The sequence below is a fragment of the Salinibacterium xinjiangense genome (assembly GCF_014645015.1).
Lineage (GTDB): Bacteria > Actinomycetota > Actinomycetes > Actinomycetales > Microbacteriaceae > Rhodoglobus > Rhodoglobus xinjiangensis.
The window spans coordinates 261,420-274,965 of the sequence record NZ_BMLC01000003.1 but is presented as its reverse complement, the minus strand read 5'-3'; the positions used below and the strand labels follow the sequence as shown (position 1 = coordinate 274,965).

Genomic DNA, 13,546 nt, shown 5'->3' with positions numbered 1-13,546 from the left:
CAGGTGGCCGGTCGTGCAACACGACTGGCCACCGGGTCTCAGACACGAGCGGGTAACCATCGTGATCGGCGAGTGGCATGGAACCCAGATGACGCTTACCCGTGCCAGAGCACCGGGTCACCGCGCGGTCTTATCGCGCCACCGCGGCCCGAAGCCGGTGCATGTCGGGATCAGCGCGTCTGCCCGATGAGCAGTTCAACCCTGAACAAACCACGTTTGCGCACGACCTCGACCGGGATGCGCTGGTTCTGACCGCTGATGTCGAGCCTCGACAGGGCCTCATCCACGACGGATTCGAGCCCCCGCGGCACGAGCCCCACGGGACCGCTGACGCGTGAACCAGTAAACAGGCGCACCTCGATCTCGGTATCTGCGCCCTCCTGTTGCTGAGTACGACGCGCAGTCGCCGTCGTGAGGGGCGCCTCACCGGTCTCGACGATGTCTTTGAGCTCCTGCTGGAACTGGTTACTGCCAGCAAGCCGGATGCGGATGCGCGAGTTGACGGGCACGAGCACGCCGCGAAACTGATTCAGCGAACCCTTACCGAGGTCGTTGCGGTCGAAAGCTGGCATAACCGGATCGTATCGCGTCGTAGTGGCCTACTCAGGCGAGCTGGCCGCGCATGATGGAGTCGCCGGAATGATTAGGGTCACCGTCGAATGGTTCAGCCGAGACGTCGACGAGGTCGTATTTCGACAGGTCGAGCCCGTCCGGCACCGTGACAGTCCCGGCCGATCCACGCACCACACCGAGACTCACGAGCTCGCTCGCGTCTGAGGTGATCAGCCATACCTCGTGGTATCCATCGGGAGTATCGGGGGTATCCAGCGACAATTCGATCACCCTGGCACCCCCGGGCTGCCGCTCCACGATGGCTTCGCCACTCGAGCCAGGCCAACCCGGAAATGCGTCGAGCTGTGCGCTGGCCAATACGGTGACCGGCAGGGGCTGCAACGCAATCCACGCGGCACCCACTCCCCCGAGAACCAACACAACCGCGGCTGCGGCGGCCAGCAGCGGGGTCAGGCGTCGACTGCGTCGATGTGCCAGGGCCATTACCCGAGCAGGATTCGATGGCACGCCCGAGCCGAGGGAGAGCTCCTCACTGATGCGCGACCACACCCGCTCTGGAGGGTCGACGAGCTCACCGGAATCCAGGGTCGATCGCGCGACCAGCGCAGTGTGCTGCAGGTTGACGAGCTCGCCTCGGCAGTCGTCACAACTATCGATGTGAGCGCGGTCGTCAGGCGAATCGACGTGCTCGCCGAGGGCCAGCAGCGCAAGCGTGTCAGGATCCAGGTGTCGCATACGTCGCCTCCAATCGGGTTCGCATCTTCTGCAGGCTGCGTCGGATATGACTTTTGACAGTTCCTAGAGGTAGTTCGAGGCGGTCGGCGATTTGGAGGTGTGTGAGGTCGTCGAAAAAGGCGAGCCTCATCACCTGCTGGGCATCCGGATCCAGTCGAGCAATTTCGTCAGCGACCAGCAGCGTATCTGCCAAATCGATTTCTCCGGTCATCTGCACGCCAGCGAAAGATGTGGCGGCGAGCTCCTGCTGGAGTCGCCGGATACGGGCACGGGCATTGTGGGTGTCGGCGATTTTATTTTTCGTGATCCCCACGAGCCATGACGGCAATCGGGACCGAGACGGATCAAAACCTGTGCGGGAGGTCCAGGCCGCGACGAACGTCTTCTGAGTGACATCCTCCGCATCTCCCACATCCCCGAGAGAACGAAGTGCCAGCGTGTAGACAAGCGGTGACCACCGCGTGTAGACCGTGAAGAGCGCCTTCTCGTCGCCGGCCACGAACGCGCTGGCCAGCACGGCTTCATCCTCGGCGTCGAGGGCTGCCATCACCCCTCCAGGTGTCACGATCAGGCCGTCGTCACAATCAGGCCGGGTTTGCGATGACGACGATGTTATCGGAGTAGTTGAGCACGTTCTCATCGAATTGCCCGCCACAGGTAATCAGAACGAGACGCGGAGCACCATCCCGGTCGAACACCTGGTCCAGCGGAAGCTGCTTTTTCTCCACATTCTGCACCGATTCGACGATGTAGCGATAGTCGGCGCCATCAGCCGCGGTCACGATGACCTCAGCGCCCGCAGACAACTCCTTGAGGTAGGCGAAGGGGCCAAGACCCTGCTCGAACGAATCCACATGAGCGGTGATCACCGTCGAACCGGTTGCACTCTCGGGCGCAGGACCGTACTGGTACCACCCGGCTGTGCGAATATCGAACGGGATCTCCATGAGCCCATCGTCTCCCACGCCGACCGGACCGACAGGTATATCGATCTGCACCGACGGCACCCGGATGCGGACCGGAGGAACGGTGGCAACCGGCGCAGTCAACTCCGAACTCTGCACAGGAACATCGATCACTGCCGTCGGGGCCGGCTTCGGAGTTGCTGCCGAAGTTGCCGTCGGAGTCGCGGCCGGAGACGGCGCGAGCCTGGCCGGAGCACTGGAGCAACCGGCCAGGAGGAGCACCATGACGGTGGCCGCGATGACTCGGACCTTCATGATGCTCCCCCTCGCCTTCAGCTGTGATCCAGAGGTGATCAGTTGGATCGGCGACCAGCGCGTGCGCGCGCAACCGAGAATCCGGCGGCGGCGAGCAATACGGCGAGACCGGCGATCGACCAGGCGATCATGCCCGGGTCAGGGTCTGCTGCGAACCCGGCTGAACCGGCGTCGACTCCACGGGGGGCCGAGTGAAGGCCACCAATCGTCTGGATCGCGAGGTCGAGGTTGCCGTCCTCCGCGCTGCCCCACGCGTAGACGATGGTGTTCACACCCTCTGCGATCGCAACATCAGCCGGGCCGATGACGGGCTCGGTCGTGCCTGTGAGGGCGACCGCAGCGGAGATGGTCCCGACGGGAAGGTTGGCCTTCACCTCGTTCGGGTTGGTCAGGTTGGTGAACGCTGCAGCGCCGTTGGCCAGCACGTCGACAGCGGGAGCAGCTGCCGTGTGACGCACCGTCAGTTTGCCCTCACCCGCTGGAATCGTGGTCAGGTCGTTGGTAAACAGGGTCGCCGTGGGTGTGCCGTCCTCTGCCAGGTGAGCCACGGCCGTGTAGCTCGTGCCCGCCGCGAGGGTGAGGTCGATCGGCCCGATGGCGGGGGCGGAGTCGTCGGCAGCGTCCGCGGCGGTGATCGCGACAGTGTAAACACCGGCGGGCAGGTCGAGCGGCCCGGCAAGGTCACCGGGTTGGAAGTCGTCGAGCGTCAGCGCGCCGTTGACGTAGACGTCGACGGGAAGGTCAGGAACAGCGTGGAGCACGTAAAGGTCGGCGGTAGTGGCTGAGATTGCCTGGGCGGGCATCGCCACGCCCACGGCAGCGAAAACGCCGATCGCGGCGCCCGCAACAATTTTGTTTCGCACTTTTTATCCTCTCGTCGTCTGACGTAATTCGCCTGACACTTAGTAGTTCTCCCGAGGGGACCCGTTTGGATGCACGAATTCAAGAAAGTTTCGGGGTGCCGCCACAGGCACCACGTTTAAGCTGGCCACATGAGTGAAACGATCATCGTCACCGCGGCCGAACGCTCCCCCATCCGCATCCGTCGTGGCGTAGGCCTGGGAATAGCGTCCTTCGTGCTGTCTGTGATCGCCGGAAGCTGGGTGATCATTCTGTGGGCCGTCAGCATCGGGGCGACGCAACCCGGTTCCGGGCGTGCAATCGCCATCGTGTTCTTCACCCTGAGCGCCATCATCGGCTTCGTTTTCCTGGCGCTGACCGCCATCACGGCCACATTCTCATTCAGGCGAAACCTTCGACTCGGCCTGGTGTGGTCCGCGATCGCATCCGTCATCGGCGTCGTAGCCCTGGTGGGGGGCGTCGTGCTCGCAGTCTCTGTCGCTACTGCCTAGGCGCCTGCGCTACTGCCTAGGCACCTGCGCCAGTACCTAGACGCGTGGCTACTGCGTGACCAGCACTATCTTGCCGCGAAGGTGGCCCTTGAGCAGCCGCGTGTATGCCTCGCTCGCCCGCTCGAGCGGGAAAACTGAATCGATCTCCACCTCGATGACGCCGCCCGCCGCCAGTTCGGCGATTTCTTGCAGGTCAGCGAGGGTGGTCGCCGCCGCACCCACCGCGCCGACTCCGTATTTCTCAGGTGCCTCGTAGTCGGCGACGGTGTTGATACGGGCCGCCGGGGCACCGAGCGCCATGGCGACCTCGACGAAACCGTGACCGAAATTGTCCAGGGCTGCCGTGATCCCCGCCGGGGCAACCGCACGAACCGCATCGGTCATGCCGTCGCCGTACTCCACCGGAATCACGCCCAGGGACCGCAGGTAGTCGTGGTTCGACGCCGATGCCGAGCCGATAACGGTTGCGCCAGCACGCTTCGCGAGTTGGACCGCGATGGCACCGACCCCGCCCGCGGCCGCACTGACGAGCACCACGTCATGCTCGCCCAGTTCGAGCGACCGCACACTCGCCCATGCGGTGCGACCCACGGTGTTGAGGGATCCGGCCTGCTCGACCGTCAGGCCATCGGGGGTGGCGATGAGTTTGTCGGCAGCGATGATCACGAAATCTGCCTGCGAAGAGAACGCGAGCCCGCCCATGACGTAATCGCCCACGTCGAAACCCGTGACTCCATCGCCGGCCTCGTCGATGACTCCCGCGAAGTCGGCGCCGTTGCCTACCGGAAACGTCACATCCTGCTTCGACGACGTGGGCAAACCCTGGAATACCTTCGCATCGAAAGGATTAATCCCGGCAGCGAGCACCTTGACGCGCACCTCACCCTGCGCAGGGTGAGGCGGCGGCACCTCGACGATGTGGAGAACTTCAGGCCCACCGAACTGGCTGTACTCGACGCGACGACTCATATATCTAAACTACGCGTCGTCGGTGATCTTCAACATCACCCGTTGCTTCTGGCCATCCTTCGCCCGGCGTTCGATGAACATCAAGATGCGGTACTCGAGCCTGAACTTCGCGAGGAACACGTCGCCGAGACGCTCGACCACAGCGGAGTCATCCTGAATTTGAGCGCTAGCCTCGATCGGGCTGAAGCCCACAGCCACCTTCCCCATACGGTTGCAGGGCTGGAGCTGCACCCGTGAACTGTTGCGAAGCCGCTTGACCTTGCCGCTGCTGGCCGGGGTGGTCACGACAAGGGAGTCGCCGTCGCGAGCGATCCACACGGGCGTGGAGACGCCGACGCCGGATCTGCGAAATGTCGTCAGCGAGACGAAGCGCTCGCTGCCGAGAGCGAGGAGTTTTGCGGATGAGGTCATGACCCGACACTAACGAGTCACGGCGGCGGTAAAGCAAGCCCCCACGGGACGAATGCGGTAGCTGCAAAGATGAGGACGCACGCAGATTCGCGCCACAACCGGGAAGACAGCCATGACCAACCCAGACACAGCGACAGACACAGCCGCACCAGGCTCCATGCTCCCCGGAATGCTCAGGGTGCACCGCGGGCAACTCGTGGCGGTGGCGGTCATCGGGCTCGTGCTCGGGATCGTTGCGATTCTCTTCCCTGGCGCGTCATTGCTGACGGTCGCCATTGTGTTCGGCATCTACCTGATCGCGTCTGGCCTGTTCCGCATCACCGCTGCGTTCGTGGCCGACGGACTCGGCACCTCGATGAGATGGTTGTCCGGTCTTCTCGGGCTGCTCATCATGGTCGCCGGCATCATCTGCCTCTCCAACCCGTTCCAGTCCCTCGTGGTGCTCGCGATCGTCATCGGCGCCGGCTGGATCCTCGAAGGAATCGTCGACCTCGCCGGAGGGGTGCGTGGAACGATTCATCCACGGTGGTTTGGCTGGGTGAGTGGCATCGTGTCGATCGCGGCCGGAGTGGCGATGTTCGTGCTGCCCGCAGCCGGCGTGCTCGCGCTCGTCTCGATTGGCGGCATACTGCTCATCGTCGTCAGCGCCACCACCCTGCTGACACTTCCCAGCAAGTCGAAGACGGCCGCTTAACGTAAAACGGGCCGCCACCCGTAGGTGACGGCCCGTTCGTCAAGTTCGACGCGATTAGCGACGCAGTCCGAGACGCTCGATCAGCACGCGGTAACGCGTGATGTCAATGTCCTGGAGATAGCCCAACAGGCGACGACGCTGGCCAACGAGCAGCAGCAGACCACGACGTGAGTGGTGGTCGTGCTTGTGCTCCTTGAGGTGCTCCGTCAGATCCTTGATGCGACGAGTCATCATCGCAACCTGGACCTCGGGGGAACCCGTGTCACCTGGGTGGGTAGCGTACTCGTCGATGATCGCCTTCTTGACACTGGCTTCTAAAGCCATAAGGTGATCCCCTTTCTCCTCGTTGCGCGGCGCCCACCTCGAAGTGAGGGAGCTCTCTTGATCCGCGGCCGTTAGACGGCAACCCCTTACGTTAGCAGAGGCATGGGTTGGGTGTTGATTTTGGGCCTTTCGGCCCTGTCACCATCCGCATCAGGGCGGGTCTACTGGAGGTGCCGGCAACGGGGCTGGCCCGGAAGGAGAATCGTGGACGAGGCGCAGGTCATCGCATTGAACGAACCCGAGATGTGGGTGCTGCTGGACAAGACACCGATGGGGCGGCTCGCGGTGGCTGCCGCAGGTGAGCTCGACATCTTTCCGGTGAACTACATCGTGGACGATGGGAGCCTGCTGTTCAGGACTGCCGCCGGCACCAAACTCGTGGAGTTGACCGTGAATGCCAGAGTTGCGTTTGAGATCGACGGCTACGACGATACGACAGCGTGGAGTGTCGTCGTGAAAGGATCGGCCGCGCGACTCGACCACCAGGCCGAGATCGACCGGGCAGATACGCTTCCCCTGACGCCGTGGATTCCGACGCTCAAATATACGTACGTTCGCGTGAATCCCACCTCCCTGAGTGGGCGCTCGTTCCGGGTGGGGCCAGAGCCGGACAGATACGACGTCTAGGGCTCTACTTCTCAACAACGCCAACACTTCGGGTTTATCCACAGCACTATTCACCTTCTGACTCGGATAAATGCAATGTCGGTGGCTGCTGCGAGAGTATGGCCCTGACCGAAGCAGCGCAGGTTCTCGACAGGGTGGGCTCGATGCTCGCCGATGTCGCGCGCGACGGTATGGTCGGCTCCGGAGACATGGAGCTGCTCGATCTCACCCGCGAAGTCGAAGGGATGGGTCGACTGACCGACGCACTGCAGGCACTGGCCGCTGCCGAAGTAGACGAGCGCTCGCGCCACGAACTCGGACAGTCGGGCCTCGCGCAACGACTGGGTGAGACTCGAGGCATCCAACTCCTGGAGAAGCTGACGCTCGTGTAGCAGCGCGAGGCCAGTCGGCGGGTGAAGCTCGGTCGCGCCATCCGCGCCCGAGTGTGCCTCGACGGGCAAATCATGCCCGCCGAGTTCCCGGTGGTGGCTGGCGCGATCGTCTCCGGCCACCTCGGAGTGGATGCCGCGAGTGCCATCATCCACATGCTCGCGCAGGCGGCGCAACGCCACGCCCTACCCGAGCGCCTCCAGGTCGCCGAATCGGCCCTCGTCGAGGCGGGGCTCACGCTTCCGGCAGACCTGCTCGCCGTGCAGGCGCGAGTGTGGCGCGAACTGCTCGATCCCGACGGGGCCGAGCCGCGTGCCGACGTGCTGCACACGCGCCGCGCGTTCTGGATCGGCCGAGATGAGCATGGACTGACCCGATTCGGTGGCTACGCCGACCCCGCCAACGCGGCCCTCCTGAAAGCGGCTCTCGCCGAACGAGCCGGTCCGAACGTCGCGCCACGCTTCCTCGACGTGCAGGATGCGCCCGCCGATGCCGAAACACTGACTGACCGGCGCGGCGCGCGACCCGCGCACCCTCGAGCAGAAACAGTTCGACGTCATCATGGGGCTGCTCTCAGCCGGCGTGCGATCGTCGGAAGGGCAACCCGGCATCATGCGAAGCCTCACCGCCGTGGTGGCGGCGATCAGGTTGAGTGATCTCGACAGCGGTTCGGGGGTCGGCTGGCTCGATGATGTCGAAGAGCCGGTCTCGACCGCCAGCATCCGAGAGCAGGCCTGTGACGGCGGCATAAAAATCCTCACGCTCGGGTCACACGGTGAAGTGCTCAAGCTGGGCCGCACCCAACGATTGTTCAGCCGTCAGCAACGGCTCGCGCTTGCCGCAGTAGACGGCGGATGCATCTGGAACGGCTGTCACGCACCACCGAATTGGTGCCACGCCCACCACGTGAAAGAGTTCGCCGACCGCGGTAAGACCAACATCGACAACGGGACGAGTCGCCAATAGGACCTGTGCAGAATCGCGCATTGCGTGTGTGCTCCGTCGACTGGTCTGGTGAATGGGAGGATTACCTCATGGCAGCTCCCACGGTTTTCGTTAGCTCAACTTTCTACGATCTTCGCTACGCCCGGGAGTCGCTCAAGCGATTCATTGAACAGTTTGGGTACATTTCAGTTTTGAGTGAGGCTGGCGCGGTTTACTACAACCCGAAGACAACGGCCGCGGAATCCTGCCTCCAGGAAGTATCAAATGCGAACATACTTATTCTGCTGATTGGTGGACGTTACGGCATGGCACTGCCAGGGTCCAGCGAATCGGTGACTAATGCCGAATACCAGCGGGCGGTGAAGGACAAGGTGCCAGTCTTTGCCTTGGTTGAGCAATCGACGTTGAGTGACTATGCCGTTTATCAGGCGAACCTAGGTTCGCCTGAAGCGTTAGCCAAAATGAAGTTTCCCAATGCCGATAGCGTGAAAATTTTCGAGTTCATCGATTCTGTTCGCACTCAGACTGAGAACAATGCGCTCGTGCCATTTCGGACGATCTCGGACATAGAGAACTATTTGCGAGCGCAGTGGGCGGGAATGATGCACGATCACCTCTCCAGCAACTCACGCGAGGCCCAGGTGGTCGACACACTAGCGGTGCTCACGAGCGTGAACACGCGTGTGGAGCTAATCGCCTCTCAGATCCTCCGATCTGTTGGAACGCAGATGGACCGGGTATACGTGAATCTGCTTCAAGCCATGATCGGCAACTCGGTTATAGGAGATTTTCAGTACTTCGGCGGGAGCCCAACCCCGGGCCAGGTGTTGCGGTGGCCCACAGTTGAAGAGTGCGCAATGGCACAGGGCAAAGTAATCGGAGAATACGGGGGCCCTGAGGACACTGAGACGCAGTACATAATCTCAAGTTCAGGAGCAGTCACCAACGCTAGGCGCCGCCAAATGACAAGCACGTACGAACAGCTTCGAGACGAACTTGGGGAGATTCTCGAATTGTCTGGGCTCAAGTTGGACGATGTTCTCGAGTATGAGAAATCGACCACTTCGATATATGCAACTTGAGCAGCGGCGAAGCCGCCTCTTCACTCGAATGAGCAACGTAACTCGGGAGCCCGGTAAGGCGATTGAAGGCAACGAATTAGGCGCCGAAGGCGCATCATCCCGCGACAGACCATCGTGGACGCTGCCCGCCGGGATGGCGACAACAGCGGCATCCTCTGTGCCATGCGGAAGGCTGCGGAGCTGCCGCCGGAGGCGCCGGCATTGATGGATACCCTCACCACAGGCCAGGGTTGGGGGTCGTGTTAGCAAATTATCGACAACGGGACGCTGCTCTGCACCGGCCACCACCACGTGATCCATAGAGGCTGGAGCGTGCAGGTCGTCGACAACGTGCGCTGGTTCACGCCACCAGCGAGCATCGACCCCAGCCGCAAACCCAAGCGCGGCGGGAAACTTCCCGTACCGAGACCACCACGACCACTGGGCTGTTTTCTGCTGGTTGAGCAACGCGCTCTGGCACGAGTCGAAACTCCGCCGCATCTTCTGATTTCGAGACGATCGCTCCGAGACCTGCTCAACCAGCGGAAGTCGTTCGCGTCACACATCGTCACGCGACGCAACATTGTTTCGCCGCGGTTAGGTGCCGAGCCGCGCCGACAATAGGCTCACGGCCATGATCAGCATCGAACAACTGACCAAGGTCTACGGTCACGGCGACAAGGCGACGGTCGTCCTCGACCGGCTCGACTTCCGCGTCGACGCCGGCGAGATCTTCGCCGTCGTCGGACCGAGCGGCGCCGGCAAGTCGACCCTCGCGCAGTGCGTCAACCTGCTCGAGCGACCCACGTCCGGTTCGGTGCTTGTCAACGGCGAGAACCTCTCCCAGCTCGGCGAGCGCCAGCTGCGCGCGGCCCGCCGCCGCATCGGAACGATCTTCCAGTCTGACGGCCTCTACAGCCGTCGCACGGCCGCCCAGAATGTCGCGCTGCCGCTCGAATACCTCGGCGTCACCACCGCCGAGGCGAAGCGCCGCGTCGCCGAATTGCTCGACCGCGTCGGGCTCTCCGACCGCGCCGGACACTACCCGCACCAGCTCTCCGGCGGCCAGCGCCAGCGCGTCGGCATCGCCCGCGCGCTCGCGTTGCGCCCCCAGGTGCTGCTCTCCGATGAGGCGACATCCGGCCTCGACCCCGAGTCGACGGCATCCATCGTCTCCCTGCTCAAGGAGCTTCGTGACGACCTCGACCTCTCCATCCTGTTCATCACCCACGAGATGGACACCGTGCTCCAGGTTGCGGACGCCGTCGCCCGACTCGACCACGGCCACATCGTCGAGTCCGGGCGCATCGTCGACCTGCTGCGCGACCCGGCATCCGCCCTCGGCCGCGCCCTCCGCCCGGCCCGCCCGCACGCCACACCGCAGCTGGGCGAGACGCACTGGTTCGTGAGCTACACCTCCGGCGCGGTGCCGGCCGACTGGGTGCTACGGCTGGCCAGCGAGCTCGATGCCCCGGTCTCCGTGCTTGGCGCGTCGATCGAGACCGTCGCCGGCCAGACGGTCGGGCACGCGAGCATCGGCGTGCGCGCGGTCGACCCGGCCCTGCTTATCGAGACGGCCCGCCGCCTGGGGCTGGATGCCCGGCCCGTGCCCGAGGATCCGGAGGCTGCGGCTCTGGCCGACCGGTCGGCGGAGGAATCTTCGAGGACCTCGGATGGCGGGCGTTCGACGTCCGCGGATGCGTCCGCCCCGGCCGCGGCAGGCGACACAGCCCCGGCGGCCTCAATCTCGTCCACCGCGCCCGCACTGGAGCGTGTCGTATGAGCGCTGCCCTGAGCGTGCTCGCCACCGGCATCCGCACGGCCCTGCCGACGAACAACAACGTGCCGATCGCCGAGATTCCGGCGCTCGTGTTCCCGGCGCTGATCGACACCCTCATCATGGTCGGCATCGTCATGGTCATCGTCGTGCTGGTCGGGGTGCCGCTTGGTGCGCTCGTGCACAACCTCGCGCGTGGCGGCCTATTCGAGAACCCCGCGCTGCACCAGTCGATCAGCTGGATCGTCAGCATCGGCCGGTCGCTGCCGTTCCTCATCCTGATGGCGTCGATCGTTCCGTTCACGCGCTTCATCACCGGAACCAACATCGGCATCGCCGCGGCCGTCGTGCCGATGGTGATCGCCGGGATCGCGTTCTTCACCCGCATTGTCGAGAACTCGCTACGTGGCGTATCGCCCACGCTCGTGCGGGTCGCGAGGGCGTCCGGGGCGTCGCCTCTGCAGATCGTCCGCACCGCGCAGTTGAGCGAGGCGCTGCCCGCGATCATCGGCGGGCTCACGATCAACACGATCGCGATGATCGAGTATTCGGCGATCGCCGGCACGATCGGCGCCGGCGGCATCGGATACGTGGCGGTGACCTACGGCTATCAGCGCTTCGACAACACCGTCATGCTCGCGACGATCATCATCCTCGTCGCGACGGTCGCCACGGTGCAGCTGCTCGGAGACCGGCTCGTGCGACTGGCGACGCCGCACGCACGCGAGCGCCAGCCGAGGCGCGCGAAGTCGATGCCCGTCCCAGGCTGAGCGCGGGGACGCTTCCACCGAACCACCCTTGCCTGGCATGAGCCTGCCCACCCGGCATCCGCTCGACCCTGCCCACCCGCCCGTTCACCCCACTGCGTCACCACGACCCCAGCACCTCGAAAGGAAACACCATGTCCCAAGACACGATCACCAAACCCACCTCGCAGGACCCCGACGAGCCGCACGGCTTCGAGCTCAAGACGCGCCGCCGCTGGCCCTGGATCGCCGGCGCCTCGGCGGCCGTCGTCGCGGTCGCCGCCGCGATCGGCATCCCGCTGCTCAATCCGAGCGTCTCGCCGAACGAGGTCGCCGGCGCCACGCTCGTCATCGCGACGGCGGAGGGCAACGCGGCCGAGCAGGCCCTCGTAAAGTTCGTCGCCGAGAACGTGGCCGCCGACTATGGGATCACGGTCGCCTTCAAGGGACTCTCCGACAGCAACACGATCAACCGTGCGGTGAGCGAGGGCGAGGTCGCCGGCACGATCTACCAGCACAAGCTCTGGCTGAGCCAGGTGCTCGAGGCCAACCCCGACTTCCGGGAGACGGCGGCGACACCGGTCTTCCGGTGGGGCTTCGGGCTGTGGTCCGAGAAGTGGGGCAGCGTCGAGGAGATCCCGGATGGCGCCACCATCTCGCTCTACTCCGACCCCGCCAACGAGGCACAGGGGCTATGGCTGCTCGAGAACGCCGGGCTCATCACCCTCAAGGACGGCGCAACCGCCGGCACCGCGACCCAGGACGACATCGCGTCGAATCCGAAAAACCTGAAGTTCGTGCTGCTCGACTTCGCCGCCCAGTCGCGCGCACTGCCCGACATCGATGCCGCCGCCGGGTACACCGAGTACTACCTCGCCGCGAAGATCCCACTCAAGCAGCAAATCTTCGCCCCCGCCGCACCGGACGACTTCGCCGGCCAGCTCACGATCGGCAGCGACTACGCCGACACCGCCAACATCAAGAAGCTCATCGCGGCCTTCCAGGACCCGGCCGTGCAGGAGTTCCTCGCGACCGACCCGTCGGTGAAGGGAATCCTGCTGCCGCTCGACGAGCGGTAGCGCGACTGGCGGGGGCCGTGATGCCGCCAGCATCCCGGCCCCTTCCCCTTCCCCCATTCAGAAGATCCTGGGCGGTGCGACTTTCAGAATTCAGGAGTATCGAGCCAGCATGACCTTCGCGGGCAGGGGCGCTGTCCCACCAGCAACATCCGCCTCGAGGGCCACACCAACTCCTGAATGATGACGGCCGGCCGCCTCGCCACCGCCTGAATAATGACAGAGAGCGTTCGCTGTGGGCGAGCGAAAAGGAGTCACATTTGCTCAGAAAGCCCGCCTGAACTTGAATGAGCAACGTAACTCGGGAGCCCGGTAAGGCGATTGAAGGCAACGAATTAGGCGCCGAAGGCGCATCATCCCGCGACAGACCATCGTGGACGCTGCCCGCCGGGATGGCGACAACAGCGGCATCCTGCACTCATCCGCGTATCAACTCAGGATGATCGACGGCCGGCCATGGTTACTCGCACCGCCCGGACTGGACCCACGGCAGATCTGGCAACCCGTCGGAAAGTCGAGAGTGTTCATGGCAGCGTGAAAAGTGCATGGGTGCGCCGACCAGCGCCGGGAGGTGTAGCCCGGGGCCGACGATCCCCGATGACAGGGGTGACATCGATAGTGGCGTCGACCCCGGTGTTCGACGTCGGGTGTCAGCAAAATCCGGGAT

The 13,546-nt window shown here is 64.1% G+C and carries 17 protein-coding genes and 1 pseudogene; 10 read left to right on the top strand and 8 right to left on the bottom strand.

The genetic code is table 11. The annotated features are described in order from the left end of the window. Positions 1-170: 170 nt before the first annotated feature. Genes IEW81_RS11485 through IEW81_RS11465 form a run of 5 tightly spaced genes read right to left on the bottom strand, consistent with a single transcriptional unit; the run spans position 171 to position 3,391 of the window. Positions 171-572 carry a hypothetical protein gene (locus IEW81_RS11485; protein WP_097061207.1) on the bottom strand — a complete coding sequence of 134 codons (402 nt, stop codon included), beginning with the start codon at positions 570-572 and terminating at the stop codon, positions 171-173. 31 nt (positions 573-603) lie between these two features. Further along, positions 604-1,308 (bottom strand): anti-sigma factor, encoded by a 705-nt coding sequence (locus IEW81_RS11480; protein WP_097061208.1) that lies wholly within the window; start codon positions 1,306-1,308, stop codon positions 604-606. Continuing rightward, entirely contained in the window at positions 1,289-1,855 is a 567-nt protein-coding gene (locus IEW81_RS11475; RefSeq protein ID WP_097061209.1) for an RNA polymerase sigma factor, read from the bottom strand. Before IEW81_RS11475 ends, IEW81_RS11480 begins: the two co-directional genes overlap by 20 nt. 37 nt (positions 1,856-1,892) lie before the next feature. Beyond that, positions 1,893-2,528 carry a class F sortase gene (locus IEW81_RS11470; protein WP_097061210.1) on the bottom strand — a complete coding sequence of 212 codons (636 nt, stop codon included), beginning with the start codon at positions 2,526-2,528 and terminating at the stop codon, positions 1,893-1,895. Between the two features lie 38 nt (positions 2,529-2,566). Next, entirely contained in the window at positions 2,567-3,391 is an 825-nt protein-coding gene (locus tag IEW81_RS11465) for a DUF4397 domain-containing protein (protein WP_229671374.1), read from the bottom strand. A 129-nt stretch (positions 3,392-3,520) separates the two neighbouring features. Here IEW81_RS11465 and IEW81_RS11460 point away from each other — a divergent pair, with 129 nt between their 5' ends. Continuing rightward, a complete protein-coding gene (locus IEW81_RS11460) occupies positions 3,521-3,880 on the top strand; it encodes a hypothetical protein (protein ID WP_097061211.1) in 360 nt (119 codons plus the stop codon). 48 nt (positions 3,881-3,928) lie between these two features. On the opposite strand, the gene IEW81_RS11455 is transcribed toward IEW81_RS11460, so the two are convergent. Both IEW81_RS11455 and IEW81_RS11450 read right to left on the bottom strand, forming a co-directional pair. Then, complete coding sequence (locus IEW81_RS11455; protein ID WP_097061212.1) at positions 3,929-4,849, bottom strand: NADP-dependent oxidoreductase; 921 nt, start codon at positions 4,847-4,849, stop codon at positions 3,929-3,931. Between the two features lie 9 nt (positions 4,850-4,858). After that, positions 4,859-5,260, bottom strand: a complete 402-nt coding sequence (locus tag IEW81_RS11450; protein WP_097061213.1) for a PPOX class F420-dependent oxidoreductase — start codon at positions 5,258-5,260, stop codon at positions 4,859-4,861. Positions 5,261-5,372: 112 nt separating this feature from the next. Here IEW81_RS11450 and IEW81_RS11445 point away from each other — a divergent pair, with 112 nt between their 5' ends. Then, positions 5,373-5,954 carry an HdeD family acid-resistance protein gene (locus tag IEW81_RS11445; RefSeq protein WP_097061214.1) on the top strand — a complete coding sequence of 194 codons (582 nt, stop codon included), beginning with the start codon at positions 5,373-5,375 and terminating at the stop codon, positions 5,952-5,954. Between the two features lie 54 nt (positions 5,955-6,008). On the opposite strand, the gene rpsO is transcribed toward IEW81_RS11445, so the two are convergent. After that, entirely contained in the window at positions 6,009-6,278 is a 270-nt protein-coding gene (gene rpsO / locus IEW81_RS11440; protein WP_097061215.1) for a 30S ribosomal protein S15, read from the bottom strand. Positions 6,279-6,482: 204 nt separating this feature from the next. Here rpsO and IEW81_RS11435 point away from each other — a divergent pair, with 204 nt between their 5' ends. The 8 genes and pseudogenes from IEW81_RS11435 (at position 6,483) to IEW81_RS11400 (ending at position 12,882) form a co-directional block, all read left to right on the top strand. Continuing rightward, a complete protein-coding gene (locus IEW81_RS11435; protein WP_308421907.1) occupies positions 6,483-6,905 on the top strand; it encodes a pyridoxamine 5'-phosphate oxidase family protein in 423 nt (140 codons plus the stop codon). A gap of 98 nt (positions 6,906-7,003) precedes the next feature. After that, positions 7,004-7,276 carry a hypothetical protein gene (locus tag IEW81_RS11430; protein ID WP_097061216.1) on the top strand — a complete coding sequence of 91 codons (273 nt, stop codon included), beginning with the start codon at positions 7,004-7,006 and terminating at the stop codon, positions 7,274-7,276. An 18-nt stretch (positions 7,277-7,294) separates the two neighbouring features. After that, positions 7,295-7,930: pseudogene (locus tag IEW81_RS11425) on the top strand (DUF222 domain-containing protein); the annotation flags it as partial. After that, positions 7,836-8,240, top strand: coding sequence for an HNH endonuclease signature motif containing protein (locus IEW81_RS11420; RefSeq protein WP_097061218.1), 405 nt, complete (start codon positions 7,836-7,838; stop codon positions 8,238-8,240). The pseudogene IEW81_RS11425 and the gene IEW81_RS11420, both read left to right, overlap by 95 nt. A gap of 68 nt (positions 8,241-8,308) precedes the next feature. Continuing rightward, positions 8,309-9,301: a DUF4062 domain-containing protein gene (locus IEW81_RS11415; RefSeq protein ID WP_097061219.1), complete on the top strand. Its 993-nt coding sequence runs from the start codon at positions 8,309-8,311 to the stop codon at positions 9,299-9,301. Positions 9,302-9,914: 613 nt separating this feature from the next. Continuing rightward, positions 9,915-11,063 (top strand): methionine ABC transporter ATP-binding protein, encoded by a 1,149-nt coding sequence (locus IEW81_RS11410; RefSeq protein WP_097061220.1) that lies wholly within the window; start codon positions 9,915-9,917, stop codon positions 11,061-11,063. Continuing rightward, complete coding sequence (locus tag IEW81_RS11405) at positions 11,060-11,827, top strand: methionine ABC transporter permease (protein WP_097061221.1); 768 nt, start codon at positions 11,060-11,062, stop codon at positions 11,825-11,827. The genes IEW81_RS11410 and IEW81_RS11405 overlap by 4 nt, the downstream gene beginning before the upstream one ends. 131 nt (positions 11,828-11,958) lie before the next feature. Next, complete coding sequence (locus IEW81_RS11400) at positions 11,959-12,882, top strand: MetQ/NlpA family ABC transporter substrate-binding protein (RefSeq protein WP_097061222.1); 924 nt, start codon at positions 11,959-11,961, stop codon at positions 12,880-12,882. Positions 12,883-13,546: the final 664 nt, after the last annotated feature.